We start from the raw sequence: 17,299 nt of genomic DNA, 5'->3' as shown, positions 1-17,299 counted from the left end.
GCCGCCATACGGTGGTGACGGCCGCTCAGCCGCGCGCCCATTCGTGGCCCCAGTAGCTGTCGGCCGTCATCTCCTCCGCGACGTAGTCCTCGCCCACGAGCATTCCCTCGCAACCGAATTCGAGGTCCCAGCCGCCCGGGGTGCGGACGTAGAAGGAGATCATCTTGTCGTTGGTGTGGCGGCCGAGTGTCGAGGACAGGTGATAGCCCGCCTTGGTCACCCGGTCGAGAGCCCGGCCGACATCGTCGAGCGCATCGACCTCGACCATCACGTGCACGATCCCCGGACCGTCGCCACGGCCGCCCGGAATCAGCGCCAGGCTGTGGTGGCGGGGATTGACACCCATGAACCGGATCCAGATCGGATGTTCGGGGGGACCCACCCGGAACGAACCGCGCGAGGCGAAGTCCAGTACCTCGGTGTAGAACTGCCGCGCGGCCTCGATATCGGGCACCGGCAGGACGACGTGGCCGAGACCGAGATCGCCGGAGACGAAACGGTTTCCGTACTTTCCGACCACCGGGCTGTGATCGAGCAGAGGTCCGTGGAAGACCTCGACGGTGAATCCGGCCGGATCGGTGAAGCTGATCGCCTCCTCGACGTGACGCGCGGCGGATTCGGCCAGGGTGAGTTCGGTGACCTCGACACCGGCCGCGGTGAGCGTTTCGCGCACCAGCGTCAGCGAGCGCCGGTCGGCGACCTGCCAGCCGACGGCGATCACCTCGTCACGATCGCCCGGTACCAACTCCAGGCGGTAGGTGTGCTCGTCGGTGCGCAGATAGACCGACTCCGGATTCGGGCCCGACCCTTCGGCGAATCCGATGATGTCGAAGGCGAATTCACGCCACGCGGCGATATCGGCGATCCGCGCTCGGACATAACCGAGCGAGCTGACGGCGGCCATTTTCTCTCCTCGAAGAATGGGGTTCAGGAATAGCTGATCGAAACGTCGTCGGTGGCCGGTACCGCCTGACAGGCGAGCACGTAGCCCTCGGCGAGATCCTCCTCTTCGAGAACCTCGTTGCGGCGCATGGACACCTCGCCGGACACCACCCGGCACACACACGCGCTGCACGCGCCCTCGCGGCACGAATACGGCGCCTCGAGTCCCGCTGCCAGCAAGGTATCCAACAGGACCTGGCGTCGCGGCCACGCCATCCGGTGATGCTCGCCGTCGAGCTCGACCTCGACGTTCGCCGAGTCGGCGGGGTCGGCGTCGTCGCTCGCGGGGGGTGCGGCCTCGAACGGATTGCCGGTCAGGGAAACGAACTTCTCCATGTGCACGCGCCGCCGGTCGGCGCCGTGCGCGGCCATCGCGGCGGCGACGGCGTCCATGAACGGCCCCGGACCGCAGACGAACGTCTCGCGATCGGCCCAGTGCCGCACCAGCGCGGACAGTTGCGGCACACTCGGCAGGCCCTGCACCGATTCCAGCCAGTGCAGCACCTGCAGCCGATCCGGATGGGCCCCCGCGAGTTCCGCGAGTTCCGCGGCGAAGATGACCGACGATTCGTCGCGATTGGCGTACACGAGGGTGCAGTGGCCGCTGCCCTGCGCGAGCACCGATTTCAGGATCGACAACACCGGGGTGATGCCGCTGCCACCGGCGAACAGCAGCAGATCGGTGTCCAGCGAGGCCGGGGTGAACAGTCCGGCGGGCGGCAACACCTGCAAGGTGTCACCGGCGACGGCGTTGTCGCACAACCAGTTCGACGCATATCCGGCCGCTGTGCGTTTGACGGTGACCTTCAGCGGCCCACCCTCGTGCGGTGCGCTCGACAGCGAGTAGCACCGGCTCACCGAACCGGTCAGCTCACTGGGGATGCGCACAGTGAGGAATTGCCCGGGCCGATAGCCGAACCGCTCGGCGTGTTCGGGCTGCGGCGCCAATTCGAGTGACACCGCGTCCGCGGTTTCGTGCACCACACGGACGATCTCGACCACGACCGGATCGGCCGGCGACCCGGCGGCCGCCACGACGCCGTCCGCGGATTCGCCACCGGTTGCCGAGTCACGAGGGCCGGCGTCCTCGCGCGACGTGCGCGGCTCACGCACGTCGAGTTCGATCGCGGCATCCATCGAGCACCACCACATCCATTCCTGTGCCGTTCATCCAGCTTCCTGCCCCTGTCATGCCACCGTCCGGCCGCGGGTGCGCACATCGACATCGCGGGTACTCACGCTCAACTGGCCCGACTGCACCGCCGCGTCGATGCTCTCGCGCAGGGCGGTGCAGGTGTGCGCATGCGTGCCCGGCTGCGACAGTTCGGTGCACGCGCGCATCGCCGACCGGCTCCACTGCACGCTCGTATGCTGCGGGCTGAACTTCTCCACCAGCACGCACGTTCCGCAGGATCGGCACGAAACCTCGTCCATCGCGATAACTCTCAGCCCGCCACGGCCTGTTCGGCCCGCTTGGCGAGGTTCTCGGCGACCTCGGCCTCCCAGGCGGTGACCGCGCGGGTGGTGTCGACCTCGAATTCGAAGCGCGCGGTCATCTCCTCCGAGATGTCGGCGACGTCGGTGTAGAACTGCTCGTACCATCGGCGCAGCTGATAGACCGGTCCGTCCTCCTCGCACAGCAGCGGATTGTTGATGCGCGACTTGCGCTTCCAGATCGCCGCGTCCTGTTCGAACCCCTTGCCGAGACCGCCGACGAAGGAGGCCGCGATCTGCTCGGCCCGCTCCGGCGAGACGCCCTGCGGCTTCTTCGCGATGGCCCCGTACTGCAGCACGAACCGGTTCTCGGTGATCGGGTAATGGCAGTTGATCAGGTAGCCCTCGACCGAGAGATCCGCGCTGTCGCTGCGCAGGTAGTCGATCATGTAGGAGGGCCCGTAGTAGGACGCCTCCGAATGCAGAGTGTTCTTGCCGCCCAACGCCTTCGCCGTCTCGCCCATCATGTCCTCGCGCGAGATGGAGGTCATGTACTGACTGGCGATGTGGCCCTCGAAGACGTTCTTGAAGAACGTCGGGAAGCCGTAGTGCACGTAGAAGAAGTGCGCCATGTCGACCACGTTGTCGACCACTTCCCGGCAGTTGGCCTCGACGATCATCGAGTTCCAGGTCCAGTCGGTCCATTCGTCGTCGAAGGCGGCGTCGATGCGCGGGATGGTGATGTCCGCGGGCGGCTGCTTGCCCTCCGGATCGTTCCAGACGAACAGCTGCTTGTTCTGCTCCAGCGTCGGCCACGCCTTGGTGCGCGCCAGCGGAGGCACCCGGCGCGCGTACGGGATTCCGGTGCATTTGCCCTTGCCGTTCCACCGCCAGTCGTGGAAGGGGCAGGCCAGCGAATCGCCCTTGACGGTGCCGTCGGCGAGATTGCCGCCCATATGCGGGCAGTAGGCGTTGAGGACGTTGAGCGTGCCGTCCTCGCCGGCGAACACGACCAGTTCGGTGCCGAAGGCGGCGACGGTGTGCGGCGTGCCGTCGCGGAAGGAGTCCGCCAGGCCCAGGCAGTGCCAGCCGCGGGCGAACCGGGTCGGCGGTGCGCCGGCGTCGATGACCCGCACTTCGCTGTCGCTGTTCATGATTCCTCCGTCTCGAATGCGATCGGCCTCGATTGCGATCGGCCTCGACTACCCGCCGGCCGAACCCGCCCCGGGTGATGACTCGATGCTCGCCATCGGGACGGGGGCCCGGCACGCGTAGTCCCACTGGCCGGGAGATCCGCTCCGGCCATCGGCAGTGACGGGACGCCTCGGCGGTGCGGGCGGGTACGCACCGGGCTCGTCACCACCGGCATGCCCGTGGACCCGCGTCAGTGCCCGTGCAGACGTTCGAACGAGGAGCGGTAGAACAGCAGCGGCGCCTGTTCGGAATGTTCGGCGAGTGCGGTGACTCGCGCGATCACGATGGTGTGGTCGCCGCCGTCCACCTCGCGATCCAGTTCGCAATCGATACTGGCCAGCGCACCGCTCAGCCGCGGCGACCCGTTTCCGGAGACCTCCCAGTCCACGCCGGCGAATTTGTCGGTGCCGCTGCGGGACAGCGCGCGGCAGATGTCGGCCTGATCGTGGGCGAGGATGTTCACGCAGAATCGTCCTACCTCGCGGATGCGCGGCCACGACGTCGAGGTCCGCGCGGGGAAGAAGCAGACCCGGGGCGGATCGAGGGACAGCGACGAGAACGACTGGCAGCTGAACCCGATCGGCTGGTCGCCGGACAGAGCGGTGATCACCGTGACCCCCGAGCAGAACCTGCTCAGCACGGATTTGAAGGTCGCCTCCGAGATCTCGTCCACCTGTACTACCGGCTCCACGGCCACTCCTTGTTTCGGACAGACATATAGCTGTAAGTCATGACACCAGGTCGGCCCCGGGGCCCGTCAACGGCCAGGTCCGGTGAACGGGAGAGATTTCGGTAGCACTTACGTAGTTCCACCGATTCGCGATCGGTGTGGTGGCAGCCACTGTGATAGGTGACACAAATGCCGAAACCGAACATGCCTAGTCGAAATACTTCTAGTCTGCATATGAGCCAACGGAGGTACATATGACCGTCACCGTGCTGCCCTCCGCGGAACGCACCACCACGGCCGCGCGTCACGCGACGACGGGCGCCAGGGCTCATCGCGCCGGCGCGCCGATTCCGGTGTCGATGATCGAGCGAATGACGTTGATCCTGGACGCCTTCGACGCGAACACCCCGACTCTGACACTGCTGGAACTGGTCGAGCGGACCGGACTTCCGCGCTCGACGGTCCACCGCATCCTGGATCAGATGATCCGGCTGCGCTGGCTGGCGCATTCCGCCGGCGGCTACCGCCTCGGCATGCGCACGCTCGAACTGGGCGGACTCACCGCGGACCACAACGAGATTCGCGATGCGGTGAGTCCGCTGCTGCACGAACTGTCGCAGCGGACGGGCATGGTGGGCCACCTGGCGGTGCTCGACGGTCGCGAGGTCGTCTACCTGGACAAGGCCGGCGGCCGGTTCGCCGCGGCGCTGCCGACCCGGCTCGGGGGCCGGATGCCCGCGCACGCAACGGCTTTGGGCAAGTCGATGCTGGCGGCGCTGGAACCCACCATCGCCGAGGCCGCCTTCCGCGGCCGGCTGCCCCGGCTCACTCCGCGCACCCTGGCCGAGCCCGACGCGCTGCATCGCGAACTCGGGCAGATCCGGTTGCGCCAAGGCGTGGCGATCGACCGCGAGGAGGCGATGGTCGGCATCGCGTGTGTGGCCGCGCCGCTGCGTGGCCGCGGCGCCCCACCGGCCGCACTCTCGCTCTCGGGACGGGCCGAGGCGATGAGTTACGACCGGCTGGCCCGGGTGGTCCTCGAGGTCGTGCACGAGGCCGGGCGAGCGCTGTTCCCGCACCGCACCCGCTGGCGCTGATTTCGGATCCGCATATGACTGGACGGTATAGTTCGGCGATGACATCTGGCACCGATCTGCCGACCACTTCGTGGGCCGTGCTCGGGATGCTTTCGCATGCGGACGAATTGTCCGGCTACGACCTGAAGAAGTGGGCGGACTGGAGTTTGCAGTTCTTCTACTGGAGCCCGTCGTTCAGCCAGATCTACGCCGAACTCAAACGCCTCGAGAAGCACGGGTACGTCACTTCGCGCACCGTGACCTCCGAGGACGGTGTGCGCGGCAAGCGGATGTACGCGATCACCACGAGCGGCCGGGATGCCGTGGCGCATTGGGTCAATCATTCACCGGTGGAAGCGCCGGTGCTGAAACACAGTGTGCTGCTGCGGGCCTGGCTCGGTCATCTGGCCGAGCCGGAGCGGCTGCGCGAAATCCTCACCGCGCATATCGATTACGCGGAGAAGATGCGCCGCCGCGCCGCCGCCGACGCCGAGGGGTCCGACGCCAACCCGGATTGGGCCTTTCCCAGTGCCGTGTTGCGGTGGTGCATCCGCCACTACGAGGCGGAGCGCCAACTGGCCGAGGATCTGCTCGACGACCTGGAGGCGTTGAACAAGCGCGGGCGGCTGCCCCGCAATCGCGAGGCGCCGCTCGCACCGCCGAAGTCGAAGTCTCGTCCCCGATAGCTTCACCGCGGGACACGCGGTACCTACCGGGTCCGTCGCTACACTCGCCGGATCCGGGCCAGCCAGGCGGCGGTATCCACGGTCCCGTTCTCGGCGACGTTCAGCCCGGCGACCTGATCGGCGACCACCGGGGTGACCCGGCCGCGATAGGACGTGGGCCGCAGATCCTCCAATTCCCAACCGGCGCCGAAGGATTCACGCAGCATCCGATCGCTGATGCGGGGCCCGAAGCCCGGGTCGGCGTCGGACAGCGCCAGGACGTGCACCAGACCGCCCGGAGCGCACAGGGTGTGCAGCGACCGGACGTAGGCGGCGCGGGTGCCGGGATCCTCGCGGAAGATGTGGAACAGGGCGCTGTCGACGATCGTGTCGAAGACGCCGAGTTCGGCGGCCGCGGCGGGATCGGCGCCGAGCCGGACGGCGTCGGCTACCCGGAAACGCGCCGCGGGCACCCCCTTCGCGGCGGCGTTGCGCCGCGCGTACTCGACGGCGCTCGGCGACAGGTCGAGACCCAGCACGTCGTAGCCCAGGGCGGTGAGGGCGATGGTGTGCTCCCCCGCACCCATTCCGACGTCGAGCACCCGCCCCCGGATCAACCCCTCGCGTTCCACCTCCACGATCGCCGGCTGCGGCTCACCGATCACCCAGGGAGCGGTGTCGTCGTCGTAGACGGTGTTCCAGAACTCTGCGGCCTGTGTCATGACCCCAGCGTGCATCCTCAACCGCACTCGAGGTCAACGCCGACGCCGGGTTCCGGAAAATCGACGTCCCCAGAATCTCACTGAGCGGAACCCTTCCTAGCGGGAGGCCGTTCGGAATATTTCTATTAGGCATAGAGGAGGTGCACGATGACCGGTGAACTCGATTCCATCCAGAACGCACTCGACGCCCTGGCCGCCGGCCGGCCCGTCGTGGTGGTCGACGACGAGGATCGGGAGAACGAAGGTGATCTCGTACTGGCCGCGGAATTCGCGACCGCGCAGACCATCGGATTCCTGATCCGCCACACCAGTGGCGTGCTGTGCGTGCCGATGCCCGGCGCCGATCTCGACCGGCTCTCGCTCCCCCCGATGACGGCGGTCAACGAGGATCCCAAGGGCACCGCCTACACCGTATCGGTCGATGCGGCCGCGGGCGTCAGCACGGGTATCTCGGCGGCCGACCGCGCCCACACCATGCGGCTGCTGGCCGATCCGCGCACCACCCCCGCCGATCTCACCCGGCCCGGGCACGTCTTCCCGCTGCGGGCGCATCCGCGCGGCGTGCTGGGCCGCGCCGGGCACACCGAGGCGACCGTCGACCTGTTGCGCGCGGCCGGGTTACGGCCCGCGGGCGTGATCGCGGAGGTCGTCAACGACGACGGATCGATGGCCCGGCTGCCGCAGCTGCTGACCTTCGCGCGCGAGCACGAGCTGCCGATCATCTCCATCGCCGACCTCGTCGAGTACCGAAAGCACCGCGAGCACACCGTCACCCGGCTCGCGCAGACCCGGCTGCCCACCCGCTACGGCGATTTTCAGGTCTTCGGCTACCGCGACGCCGACTCCGGCACGCAACCGGTCGAACATCTCGCCCTGGTCTTCGGCGATCCGTCCGGAACCGACGTCCTGGCCCGGCTGCACTCGGAATGCCTGACCGGCGACGCGTTCGGCTCGCTGCGCTGCGATTGCGGTGAACAGCTCGACGCCGCCCTGCGCGCGGTGGCTGCCGAGGGACGCGGTGTCGTGGTGTATCTGCGGGGCCAGGAGGGCCGCGGCATCGGCCTGCTGAACAAGTTGCGCGCCTACGAACTGCAGGACGCGGGCGCCGACACCGTGGACGCGAACCTCCGTCTCGGCCTGCCGATCGATGCCCGCCGCTACGGCGCGGGCGCGCAGATCCTGAGCGATCTGGGTGTCGAATCGGTGCGGTTGCTCAGCAACAATCCGGACAAGCAGGCGGGCCTGCAAGCACACGGCATCGCGGTGACGCACCGGATTCCGCTGCAGACCGACCCGACCGAACACAACGTCCGCTACCTGCGCACCAAACGCGAGCGCATGCGCCACCAGCTGGCCGGGCTCGACGTCGCCTCCGCCGCTGCGAACTGACATATCTTGTGCCGCAACGGTTGTCGCCGAGATCAGAGCCGATGTTCGGCGAGCCAGCGCCGGCCGCGCGCCGCTGAGGCCCGCGACAGCCAGGCGTCCTGGACGATTTCGCGCAGTTCGTCGAGGTCGAGTTCACCGATGTGGGCCCCACGCAGCAGCACCGACAGATGCCCGTCGAAATGAGCGGTGGTGAAGAACGGCGAATCCGGATCCTGAACGAGCGCACGCTTGTCCGACTGCGACGGCACCCAGAAGACGATCACGTCCGGGTACCGTTCGCCGGTGTCCGGATCGACTGCGTCCGGGCGCGGGGTGCGGAAGAAGATGAACGACTTGCCACCGACCTGGAAGACCGGATTACCGCTGGACCCCCGCACCACGGTGACGTGCGGCATCGCCAGGGCGAGTGCTTCCACGTCCTCGATCCGCGCCCGGCGTGCCACCGTCGCTCAGTCCGCCAGCTGGGTGAGCAACTTGCGGGTGCGCTCGGCGGCCTGGCCGCCGACGAAGGGCGCGGCCACGAATTCCGTGGCACCGGCGGCGAACACCTTCTCGATGCGGGCAGCGACCTGCTCCTCGGTGCCGATGATCGCCAGATCGGCCGGCCCCTCGGCGCCCTCGCGATCCATCATGGCCCGATACGAGGGCAGCGAACCGTAGGCGGCGAAGACGGTCGCGGCCTTCTCCCGGCCGCGATCGATATCGTCGGTGACCAGCACCGGCAGCGAGCAGACCACCCGCGGCGCGGGCCGGCCGGCCTCGGCGGCAGCCGCGGTGATGGTCGGTGCGATGTGGTCGGCGATGGTCGCGGGGCCGGTCATCCACAGCACGGTGCCGTCGGTGCGGCGCGCGGCCAATTTCAGCATCTGGGTTCCCATCGCGGCCACGAGCACCGGGATCCGGCCGGTCTCCCCCGCGGTCAGGCCGAGGTTCGCGCTCAGGGTCTCGCCCTGGTACGACACCGGTTGTCCCTCGAGCAGCGGCCCGAGAATCGACAGGTACTCCTTCATGTGCCGGGCCGGACGGCCGAAGTCGTAGCCGAACATGTTCTCGATGACGATCTGATGCGACAGCCCGATCCCCAGGGTGAGCCGTCCGCGACCGACGGCGAGCGCGGTGGTGGCGGCCTGCTGGGCCAGGGCGCCCGGGTGCCGCGGATAGGTCGGCACCACGGCCGTGCCGAGTTCGATATTCGGCACCTTGCTGCCGGCGACGGCGAGCGCGGTCAGCGCGTCGAGACCGAAGATGTGCGACAGCCACGCCGATTCGAAACCCTCGTCGGCCACCTGCTGCAGTTCGTCGGTCAGGCGCACGAGCGCATCCGGTCCGGTCTGTTCGCTGAGCATGATGCCGATCCGCACTGCGGGCCTCCTGGGGACGAGGGGTCTGTGGGTCCGCGGCCCCGACGGACCGCGGGTCGAATATCGGTTCGCCGTCTCAGCCTATTCCCGTTTCCACCGTCCGCGGGCACGTGGGACCGACATCGCCGATGTGGTCCGCACGCGTTTCGATCACGATAGGGTTGGCGATCATGGCGCGGCGTGTCACCGGGAATCTTCCCGCCGAGGTCACCAGTTTCGTCGGCCGCCGCGACGAACTGGCCACCGCGAAACGGCTGCTGCCCGCGACCCGGGTGCTGACTCTGCTCGGCCCGGGCGGCGTGGGCAAGACGCGGCTGTCGCGACAGGTCGGCGCGGCGATGGCGCGCGCCTTCCCGGACGGGGTGTGGCTGGTCGAACTGGCCGATGTGCACGATCCCGATCTGGTCACCCTCAGCGTCGCCGAGGCGTTGGATCTGCGGGACGACACCACGGCGCCGCTGGACCGGCTCACCGAATTCCTCGCCAGCAAACGACTCCTGCTGATCCTGGACAACTGCGAACATCTCATCGACGCGTGCGCGACCCTGGTCGCCCATCTCGTCGCCGCCACCCCCGAGGTGCGGGTGCTGGCCACCAGCCGCGAGGTGCTGGGCATACCCGGTGAGCAGGTGATGCCGATTCCGCCGCTGTCGGTCGCCGACGTCGACAGCGATGCGATGCGGCTGCTGGTGGAGCGGGCGACCGCCGCGAATCCGGATTTCACCTTCACCCCAGCCAACCGCGACACCCTCGCCGCGATCTGCCAACGCCTCGACGGCATCCCGCTGGCGCTGGAACTGGCGGCATTGCGGTTCCGGGTATTCACGCCCGAGCAGATTCGCGACCGGCTCGACGACACCATGGACCTGCTCAGCGCCGGACCACGCACCGCACCGCAGCGTCAGCAGACCATCGAGGGTGCGATCCGCTGGAGCTACGAACTGTGCACACCCGCGGAACAGCAGCTGTGGCAACAGTTGTCGGTCTTCGCCGGCGGTTTCGACATCGAGGCCGCCGAGGCCGTATGTCAGCTGCCACCGGGGCCACAGGGACTGCTCGACGCGCTGACCGGTCTGGTCGACAAGTCGGTGCTGCGATTGCGCTACGACGCTGCCGCGCCGCGCTATTCGATGCTGGAACCGATCCGGCAGTTCGGCCAGGACCGCCTCGTCGCGCACGGTGACGAGCGCCGGGTGCGGGCCCGCCACCGCGACCACTACCGCGGGCTGGCCCTGCGCGGGCAGACCGCGTACTGGAGTTCCGACGATCTGGCGTGGTTCCGCGAATTGGCGCGCGAACACGCCAATCTGCGCTCGGCCCTGCAATTCTCGATGCTCGACGCACCGCAGCTGGCGATGGAGACCGCGACCGTGCTGCGCCCGTTCTGGGAGCACTACCGGTTCCTCTCCGAGGGGTATCGGTGGCTGACCGACGCCCTGGCCCGGAATCCGGAACCGAGCTGGGAACGAGCGCGCGCACTGTCGTCGGCGGCCTCGTTGGCGGCACTGCTGTCGGATCGGGAGTCGGCGGCGCGGCTGGCGAGCGAATGCGTCACCGTCGCCACCGATCTGGGCGCGTCCGACATCCTCGCCGAGGCGGAACTGGACGCGGCACTGATCGATTTCACCGACGCCGATACCGCGGGTGCGCTGCGCCGCTCCGAGGAGGCGGTCCGGCTGGCCCGCGCCACCGAGCATCACGCCACCGAAATGGACAGTCTCGCTTTCGGTTTCATGTGCGCGACCCTGCTGGAGGAGCCCCGATCGACCGAGATGGCCCACGAATTCCAGGTGCTCACCCAGCGCTACGGCCCGCATATGCTGGGTGGGCTGGCGTTGTGGACGCTCGGCATCGATCAGTGGCGGCTCGGCGATCAGGACGCCGCCGACGACTACCTCGGACGCGCGATCGAGGAATTCGCGCTGTTCGACCGATGCGTATGGCTGGCTTCGGGTTTCGACGGCATGGCATGGTCGGCCGCCGCCCGTGGCGATGTGGAACGGTCGGCGCGGCTGATGGGCGCGGCCGAGACGCTGCAGCGCAGCACGGTGCGCCTGGCCCATACGATCACCAGCGCGGTGGGTGAAAAGGTGCGCGACGAGGTGCGGAACGCGCTGGGCGACAGCGGTTTCCGCGCCGCCTATGACGCGGGGGCCGCGATGACACTACCGGCGGCGATCGATTTCGCCCTGGGCCGCGGGCCCGCCGCCGAGGAACCACCGGCCCCGCCCGCGCGCCCCACGCCCGTCGACACCGCGGCACTGTCGCTGCTCACCCGCCGGGAGAAGGATGTGGCGCGGCTCGTCGCCGCCGGACACAGCAACAAACGCATCGCGGCCGATCTGGTGATCTCGGTGCGCACGGCCGAGACCCATGTCGAGCACATCCTGACCAAACTCGGCTTCACCTCACGGACCCAGATCGCGGGGTGGGCGCGCGATCACGGGTTGTAGCCGGCCACGACCTGCGGCCGGCGCGGCCCGGAGACGACGGTGGCCGCCGCGCCCCACGAGGGTGCGGCGGCCACCGCGGCGTCGGCGCGAAAGGATCAGCGCGCGTTCACAATCCGTTCCGCAGGAAATCGATCACGGCGCGATCGAACGGCCCACCGAATTGCCGAGCAGGTGCGCGGTGTCGATGCCGAGTTCGTCCAGCAGGCCCAGGACCGCGTCGACGGCGATCCGCAGATAGTTGCCGTCGTAGGTTTCGGGCCGTTCACTGGCGCCGAATCCCGGCTGATCCAGCACCAGGCAGCGGAAGTGCGGAGCCAGCGCCTCGAGATTGGCGCCGAAGTTGGCCCAGCCCGAACCCCGGCGCCGGAACCGTGCAACAGCACCAGCGGCGCACCGGAACCCGCCTCGATACCGCAGTTTCACGCCGTCGACGGTGACCCAGCGGGTGGTCTCCTCGGCAGTGAAACCCTCAGACCATCCGCTCCGTGACCTCGACACCCATCTCACCCTGACCGTACATCGCCAGCGCTCGCTCGACATCGTTGATCACGTGCGCGTTGCCGGCGTGGGCGTCACGCCAGTTGCGTTCGATCACATTGGGTTTGCGGATCGAGTGGCCGCCGGAGTTCTCGAACAGCAGATCGATCGCGTAAATCGCGCGTTCGGTGCCGCGCACCTGATCGCGGCGGGTGCGCAACCGGAGCTCGTACGGAATCTCCTCGCCCGCTTCGGCATAGCGCAGCTGCTCGGTGATATTGCGTTCCTGCTGCAGGATGGCCGCGTCGATCTCCGAAGCGGCACGTGCGATCCGCACCTGAGCGAACGGATCCTCGGCCACCTTCTGCCCGCCGTAGGACAGCCGGACCCGCTCGCGCTGACGCCGCAGATGCGACTCGTAGGCGCCCTGCGCGGCGCCGATGATCGGCGCGGTGATGGTGTTAGAAAACACGCTGGCGAACGAAATGCGGTACAGCGCAGCGGTGTTCACCTCCTGCCCGGGGCCCACGAGCGCGGACTGATCGGCTGCGCTGTACGCGCGATACGCCGGGATGAAGGCCTTCTCGACGATGATGTCGTTACTTCCGGTGCCCGACAGGCCCGATACATGCCAGACGTCCTCGATGCGGTAGTCGGTGCGCGGCACCAGCACCGTCAGGTAATCGGCTCCGCCCTGATCGTTCGGCACCACCGCGCCCAGGAACGCCCAGTCGGCATGATCGCAACCGGAGGAGAAACTCCACCGGCCACTCATCTCGAAGCCGCCGTCGACCGGAGTCAGCTTGCCGGTGGGCGCATACGACGAGGAGACCAGCGTGTCGGGATCCTCACCCCACACATCCTGCTGGGCGCGCGGGTCGAACAACGCCAGCTGCCACGGATGCGCACCCAGCACCGAGGCCACCCACGCGCTCGATGGGCAGACGGTCGCGATCGCGCGAATCACCTCGTAGAAGGCGACCGGCGACTCCTCCGCACCGCCGAAGCGGCTCGGCTGCAACATCCGGAACACGCCCGCCTCGGTCAGCGCGCGGATCGTCTCGGCAGGCACCCGCCGCTCCTGCTCGGCCGTCACCGCCCGTTCCCCGATCGCCGGGAGCAGGTCCCGCACCCGATCGAGCACCTTGTTCGCCATTGCCGGTGTTCCTCCCTGCCTCTGCGCTGTCACGCACTGGGTCGATGCCTCGACGGTAGGGGCGGGCTGGAGTGGCGGGCCCGAGAAGTCCCGATCATCGGAATGCAGGTGCCGAGACCCCGCCGGAGCGAAGCGCGGGCCGAAACCCAACTCCACTCAGCGAAACGCCGCGCCCGCTGACCGGGACTTCGCGCGGGCACCTTGCAATCCACTCGTCATGGTGTGTGAACGGCGTCACGTTCGTGGGTGGCGCACGCGAGGAGGAAGAGTCGATGCGGGTCCTGATCACCGGAGTCACCACACCCACCGGTCGCGCGGTGGCGCGCATGCTGGCGGCCGCCGGGCACGACGTCGCCGGAGCAGACCGGGTTCGGCACCGGTATGTGGATCCGCGGATCGAGGTGCATATCGCCGATCCCGGCAGTGCCGGCGCCTACCGCGGCATCGTGGACGGCTGCGACGTGGTGCTGGACGTTTCGGACGGACCGGTCGCGGCGGTTGCCGCCGCGGCGCAGGAGGCGGGTGCCCGGCTGGTTGTGCTCGCCTCGCCCGAGCGGGAGAGCCTGGCGCGCACAGCCATTGCGGCCACCGGCGCGCGGGCGCTGCTGGTTCGTCCCGCCTTGGTGGCCGGTCGACGCACCACCGAGGGAAGCCGCGCGGTGGTTCGGACACTGCTGAACGCGAGCGGCTCTCAGCGGATTCCGCTGGTGCACACCGACGACGTGGAACGCTTCCTGGTACTGGCTGCGATTTCCGATCGCATCGGCGCGGTGGACCTCGTTGCGCCCGAGCTTGTTTCCGGTTCACAGGCGCGGACGATGCTGCGGGAAGCCGGTCTGCGGATTCCGCCTCGCGTCCCGGGCACCGGCGGAGTTCGCCTGCGGGATCTCGACCCCGCTGCGGCACAGCATGATTGGGATTTCTGCTACGGCTGGACCGGCACCGAAGTGGTCGAGGACATGGCGCGTGGCCTGGTCGGCCGCCGCGCGCACGGCACCGGCTTCCGCGCCCGCCGCGGCGCGATCCCGCTGACCGACTATGTGATTCCCGCTCGCGCGAAGACTTCCGACGGGCATCCGCTGGAGGTGGCCGCGCCGGAGGGCCTGGAGGGCGAATTCGACGATCGGGTCGACCCGCGCATTCCGGTACACACCGCCACCAACACCTCCGAGGCGCTGCCCGGCCCGATGAGCCCACTCACCATCGACCTGCAGGCGGGGGCGATCCGGCTCGCCAATGCCGCGATGGGCCACATGATCGCCCTCGAGGGCATCGCCCTCGAGCATTGGACCAGCCGCGTCACCTCGGTGTTCGGCCACCACATCTTCATCAACGCCTCGATCGGCGTCCTCGCCGCTGACAATATGCCGGGCTGGGACGAGGACAGCATCCGCCGCGACGTGTACGGCGCCATCCCGCCCGAGGTCCCGTTGCAGCCCCAGGGCCGTCCGCCGATGCCGACCGGACTGGGCAGCACCTGGGGGACGGCCAAGGCCACCGGCCGGGTGCTGGCGACGGCACTGCGCTTCGGCACCACCACCGAAACGATCAACGCCGCCTCGCATCGGGAGGCACTGTCCCGCAACGACATCGAGAAGCTGACCGATGCGCGGCTGCATGCGCGGGCACTGCTGTGGCGGGATCGGCTCAATCAGTCGTGGGCGGCGGCCTCCATCGGCGTCATGCTGGTCGGCGCCGCGACCGCCATGCACGCACGCGGCAAAGACGACCCGGACGTTCCGATCGATGTGAACCGCCTCGAATCGGCGCGACCGATGCTGGCGGTGGAACGGCTGGCCGCGGTCTGCCGCGCGGAACCCGCCGTGCACGAGGCCGCCCGGGCGGGCGACGTCGCCCTGGCCCGCAGCCGCTCGCCGCGCTTCGCGCAGGCCTTGGACGCCGAGCTGGCGGTAGTCGGCCATCGCGGGCCGGGCGAATGCGAATTTCTCAACCCGACCTTCGGCGACCGCCCCGAGTTGCTGGTCACCGCCGCGGCCCGGGCCGCGGAACTCCCGGCGCCGAAGCGCGACGCGGTCGCCGAGCCGACCGCCCGCACCGCGCGGATGGCCGTCGGCGCCACGGTCTCGCGGGAACGTGTCCGCGATGCGGTGGTGCGGTATACGAACTGCCTGCGCATGGCGGCCCGCGAGCTGGCGGCGCGCCTGGTCGACCGGCACGAACTCAACAATGTCGACGACGCCTGGTTCCTCACGCTGGACGAATTGCTGTGGGCCCCGGCGGATCTGAAGGATCGCGTGGCACGCCGACGCGAAGAGCGGGTGCGGCTGCAGGCGGTGCGGATGCCGGATCTGGTGGTCGGCCGCTGGGAACCGCAGCCGGTCTCGGGTGCGCTCGCCGTCGGCGAGAGCCTCACCGGCACCGGAGTGAGCGCCGGTGTCGTGGAGGGCACGGTGAAACTGGTGCTGAGCTCCGACGACGATATCGAGCCCGGCGACATCCTGGTCGCCTCTGTCACCGATACCGGCCATACCGCGATGTTCGCCTACGCCGCCGCGGTGGTCACCGATATCGGCGGCTCGGCCTCGCATGCGGCCATCGTGGCCCGCGAGTTCGGCATTCCGTGCGTGGTGGACACCAAGACCGCCAGCACGGGTCTGTCCGACGGTCAGCGGGTTCGGGTCGACGGCGCCGCCGGAACCGTGACGCTACTGGCCGACGCCGACGCCTGAGGCTCGCCGAAACGACGCCGCGCGAACGAATCCCGCGGCTCAGGACGTGGTCCGTCGTCGATCCGGCGGACCTCGAGGAAAGGAACACCACCCGTGCCGATTTCGCATGTCCTGCGGGGGTCGGTGGCCGGTTTGGCCGCCGCGCTCATCGCCGTCCTCCCCGCCGCGACCACCCCGGCGTTCGCCGCGCCGCCACTGGTCCACACCTCGCCGGCCACCTCGGATCAGCAACAGTCCCTGGGCATTTCCGCACCCAACGCCCGCGATATCGGTGGCTATCCGACGCAGCACGGAGGCGGGAAGATTCGGTTCGGCCTGGTCTACCGCTCCGACGCGCTCAACCGGCTGACACCGGCGGATCAGCAGAAGCTGGCCTCGCTGCAGATCGGCAAGGCCATCGACTTCCGCAGCCCGAACGAGATGAAGGCCGCCCCGGATCAGCTGCCGTCGTCGATCCCCTACAGCGCGCAGTCGGTCTGGGATCCGAACAACGATTTCTATCTCATGGTGTCGAGCATCATCGCCGGCGGACCGCAGGTGCAGCAGGACAAGCTCGGCGACGGGAAGGCCGCGCAGATCATGCGCGACTACTACCGCTGGCTGGTCACCGACGGTTCGGCCCGGGCGCAGTTCGCTTCGGCGCTGAAGGAGATCGCGAACTCCCCGAATGCGGTGCTCTACCATTGCACCTCCGGTAAGGACCGCACCGGCTGGATGACCGCGATCCTGATGTCGGCGCTGGATGTGCCCAAGGGCCAGATCTACAAGGACTACCTGGCGTCCAACGACTATCTGGCCGCGAGCAACAAGGCACAGATGGATGCGCTGGTGCAGCGGGGTCTGGTCACCGATCCGTCGCTGTTCGAACCGATTCTGGGTGTCCAGGCCGATTATCTGGACGCCTCCTTCGACCAGGTCCAGCAGTCCTACGGCTCCTTCGATCGGTTCCTGTCCGACGGCTTGGGCGTGGACTCGGCGACGGTCGACGCCCTGAAGGCCAAGTTGCTGGACAAGCCGGGCCGCTGAGCCCACCCGCACCCGACCACCGGCACGCCGCGCTCGACGGTGAG

At 68.7% G+C, this 17,299-nt stretch carries 16 protein-coding genes; 6 read left to right on the top strand and 10 right to left on the bottom strand.

The window, feature by feature from the left end:
* Nucleotides 1-25: 25 nt before the first annotated feature.
* The 5 genes from A5780_RS30870 to A5780_RS30850 all read right to left on the bottom strand — a co-directional run bounded on the left by A5780_RS30870 (nucleotide 26) and on the right by A5780_RS30850 (nucleotide 4,261).
* Nucleotides 26-904, bottom strand: coding sequence for a VOC family protein (locus tag A5780_RS30870; protein WP_063015513.1), 879 nt, complete (start codon nucleotides 902-904; stop codon nucleotides 26-28).
* A gap of 23 nt (nucleotides 905-927) precedes the next feature.
* Nucleotides 928-2,079: a ferredoxin--NADP reductase gene (locus tag A5780_RS30865; protein ID WP_082857133.1), complete on the bottom strand. Its 1,152-nt coding sequence runs from the start codon at nucleotides 2,077-2,079 to the stop codon at nucleotides 928-930.
* A gap of 51 nt (nucleotides 2,080-2,130) precedes the next feature.
* The gene (locus A5780_RS30860; RefSeq protein WP_064910700.1) at nucleotides 2,131-2,376 is read right to left on the bottom strand and encodes a hypothetical protein; all 246 of its coding nucleotides are present in this window, start codon (nucleotides 2,374-2,376) and stop codon (nucleotides 2,131-2,133) included.
* 11 nt (nucleotides 2,377-2,387) lie between these two features.
* The gene (locus A5780_RS30855; RefSeq protein ID WP_064910698.1) at nucleotides 2,388-3,530 is read right to left on the bottom strand and encodes a Rieske 2Fe-2S domain-containing protein; all 1,143 of its coding nucleotides are present in this window, start codon (nucleotides 3,528-3,530) and stop codon (nucleotides 2,388-2,390) included.
* 230 nt (nucleotides 3,531-3,760) lie between these two features.
* Nucleotides 3,761-4,261: a flavin reductase family protein gene (locus tag A5780_RS30850; protein WP_063015529.1), complete on the bottom strand. Its 501-nt coding sequence runs from the start codon at nucleotides 4,259-4,261 to the stop codon at nucleotides 3,761-3,763.
* A 233-nt stretch (nucleotides 4,262-4,494) separates the two neighbouring features.
* Here A5780_RS30850 and A5780_RS30845 point away from each other — a divergent pair, with 233 nt between their 5' ends.
* Nucleotides 4,495-5,337 (top strand): IclR family transcriptional regulator, encoded by an 843-nt coding sequence (locus tag A5780_RS30845; RefSeq protein ID WP_063015510.1) that lies wholly within the window; start codon nucleotides 4,495-4,497, stop codon nucleotides 5,335-5,337.
* 38 nt (nucleotides 5,338-5,375) lie between these two features.
* Nucleotides 5,376-6,002, top strand: a complete 627-nt coding sequence (locus tag A5780_RS30840; RefSeq protein ID WP_063015509.1) for a PadR family transcriptional regulator — start codon at nucleotides 5,376-5,378, stop codon at nucleotides 6,000-6,002.
* A 38-nt stretch (nucleotides 6,003-6,040) separates the two neighbouring features.
* Here the strand turns inward: A5780_RS30840 and A5780_RS30835 are convergent, their stop codons facing one another.
* The gene (locus A5780_RS30835) at nucleotides 6,041-6,703 is read right to left on the bottom strand and encodes a class I SAM-dependent methyltransferase (RefSeq protein ID WP_064910696.1); all 663 of its coding nucleotides are present in this window, start codon (nucleotides 6,701-6,703) and stop codon (nucleotides 6,041-6,043) included.
* A 147-nt stretch (nucleotides 6,704-6,850) separates the two neighbouring features.
* Here A5780_RS30835 and A5780_RS30830 point away from each other — a divergent pair, with 147 nt between their 5' ends.
* Complete coding sequence (locus A5780_RS30830) at nucleotides 6,851-8,092, top strand: bifunctional 3,4-dihydroxy-2-butanone-4-phosphate synthase/GTP cyclohydrolase II (protein ID WP_063015507.1); 1,242 nt, start codon at nucleotides 6,851-6,853, stop codon at nucleotides 8,090-8,092.
* 32 nt (nucleotides 8,093-8,124) lie between these two features.
* Here the strand turns inward: A5780_RS30830 and A5780_RS30825 are convergent, their stop codons facing one another.
* Together A5780_RS30825 and A5780_RS30820 are read right to left on the bottom strand one after the other, a co-directional pair.
* The gene (locus tag A5780_RS30825) at nucleotides 8,125-8,487 is read right to left on the bottom strand and encodes an MmcQ/YjbR family DNA-binding protein (RefSeq protein ID WP_063015528.1); all 363 of its coding nucleotides are present in this window, start codon (nucleotides 8,485-8,487) and stop codon (nucleotides 8,125-8,127) included.
* 54 nt (nucleotides 8,488-8,541) lie between these two features.
* Entirely contained in the window at nucleotides 8,542-9,453 is a 912-nt protein-coding gene (locus tag A5780_RS30820; protein ID WP_063015506.1) for a TIGR03564 family F420-dependent LLM class oxidoreductase, read from the bottom strand.
* A 170-nt stretch (nucleotides 9,454-9,623) separates the two neighbouring features.
* Here A5780_RS30820 and A5780_RS30815 point away from each other — a divergent pair, with 170 nt between their 5' ends.
* Nucleotides 9,624-11,906 carry a LuxR C-terminal-related transcriptional regulator gene (locus A5780_RS30815; RefSeq protein WP_063015505.1) on the top strand — a complete coding sequence of 761 codons (2,283 nt, stop codon included), beginning with the start codon at nucleotides 9,624-9,626 and terminating at the stop codon, nucleotides 11,904-11,906.
* Between the two features lie 132 nt (nucleotides 11,907-12,038).
* On the opposite strand, the gene A5780_RS30810 is transcribed toward A5780_RS30815, so the two are convergent.
* Both A5780_RS30810 and hsaA read right to left on the bottom strand, forming a co-directional pair.
* Nucleotides 12,039-12,404, bottom strand: a complete 366-nt coding sequence (locus A5780_RS30810; RefSeq protein WP_181068642.1) for an alpha/beta fold hydrolase — start codon at nucleotides 12,402-12,404, stop codon at nucleotides 12,039-12,041.
* Nucleotides 12,376-13,539 (bottom strand): 3-hydroxy-9,10-secoandrosta-1,3,5(10)-triene-9,17-dione monooxygenase oxygenase subunit, encoded by a 1,164-nt coding sequence (hsaA, locus tag A5780_RS30805; RefSeq protein ID WP_063015504.1) that lies wholly within the window; start codon nucleotides 13,537-13,539, stop codon nucleotides 12,376-12,378. The genes A5780_RS30810 and hsaA overlap by 29 nt, the downstream gene beginning before the upstream one ends.
* 272 nt (nucleotides 13,540-13,811) lie before the next feature.
* Between hsaA and A5780_RS30800 the strand changes: the two genes are divergently transcribed.
* Together A5780_RS30800 and A5780_RS30795 are read left to right on the top strand one after the other, a co-directional pair.
* Complete coding sequence (locus A5780_RS30800; RefSeq protein WP_156769716.1) at nucleotides 13,812-16,229, top strand: PEP-utilizing enzyme; 2,418 nt, start codon at nucleotides 13,812-13,814, stop codon at nucleotides 16,227-16,229.
* A gap of 93 nt (nucleotides 16,230-16,322) precedes the next feature.
* The gene (locus tag A5780_RS30795) at nucleotides 16,323-17,255 is read left to right on the top strand and encodes a tyrosine-protein phosphatase (protein WP_082857132.1); all 933 of its coding nucleotides are present in this window, start codon (nucleotides 16,323-16,325) and stop codon (nucleotides 17,253-17,255) included.
* The last annotated feature ends 44 nt before the right edge of the window (nucleotides 17,256-17,299 follow it).

Source organism: Nocardia sp. 852002-20019_SCH5090214, assembly GCF_001665865.1.
In the GTDB taxonomy this organism is placed as follows: Bacteria; Actinomycetota; Actinomycetes; order Mycobacteriales; family Mycobacteriaceae; genus Nocardia; species Nocardia nova.
Note: the sequence above shows the minus strand (reverse complement) of the source record. Positions and strands in the feature narration are given on the sequence as shown.

What these genes read in the sequence shown, in the direction of transcription:
- A5780_RS30870 (WP_063015513.1), bottom strand. Translation starts at nt 904, where the DNA reads ATGGCCGCCGTCAGCTCGCTCGGTTATGTCCGAGCGCGGATCGCCGAT.
- A5780_RS30865 (WP_082857133.1), bottom strand. Translation starts at nt 2,079, where the DNA reads ATGGATGCCGCGATCGAACTCGACGTGCGTGAGCCGCGCACGTCGCGC.
- A5780_RS30860 (WP_064910700.1), bottom strand. Translation starts at nt 2,376, where the DNA reads ATGGACGAGGTTTCGTGCCGATCCTGCGGAACGTGCGTGCTGGTGGAG.
- A5780_RS30855 (WP_064910698.1), bottom strand. Translation starts at nt 3,530, where the DNA reads ATGAACAGCGACAGCGAAGTGCGGGTCATCGACGCCGGCGCACCGCCG.
- A5780_RS30845 (WP_063015510.1), top strand. Translation starts at nt 4,495, where the DNA reads ATGACCGTCACCGTGCTGCCCTCCGCGGAACGCACCACCACGGCCGCG.
- A5780_RS30840 (WP_063015509.1), top strand. Translation starts at nt 5,376, where the DNA reads ATGACATCTGGCACCGATCTGCCGACCACTTCGTGGGCCGTGCTCGGG.
- A5780_RS30835 (WP_064910696.1), bottom strand. Translation starts at nt 6,703, where the DNA reads ATGACACAGGCCGCAGAGTTCTGGAACACCGTCTACGACGACGACACC.
- A5780_RS30830 (WP_063015507.1), top strand. Translation starts at nt 6,851, where the DNA reads ATGACCGGTGAACTCGATTCCATCCAGAACGCACTCGACGCCCTGGCC.
- A5780_RS30825 (WP_063015528.1), bottom strand. Translation starts at nt 8,487, where the DNA reads ATGCCGCACGTCACCGTGGTGCGGGGGTCCAGCGGTAATCCGGTCTTC.
- A5780_RS30815 (WP_063015505.1), top strand. Translation starts at nt 9,624, where the DNA reads ATGGCGCGGCGTGTCACCGGGAATCTTCCCGCCGAGGTCACCAGTTTC.
- hsaA (WP_063015504.1), bottom strand. Translation starts at nt 13,539, where the DNA reads ATGGCGAACAAGGTGCTCGATCGGGTGCGGGACCTGCTCCCGGCGATC.
- A5780_RS30800 (WP_156769716.1), top strand. Translation starts at nt 13,812, where the DNA reads ATGCGGGTCCTGATCACCGGAGTCACCACACCCACCGGTCGCGCGGTG.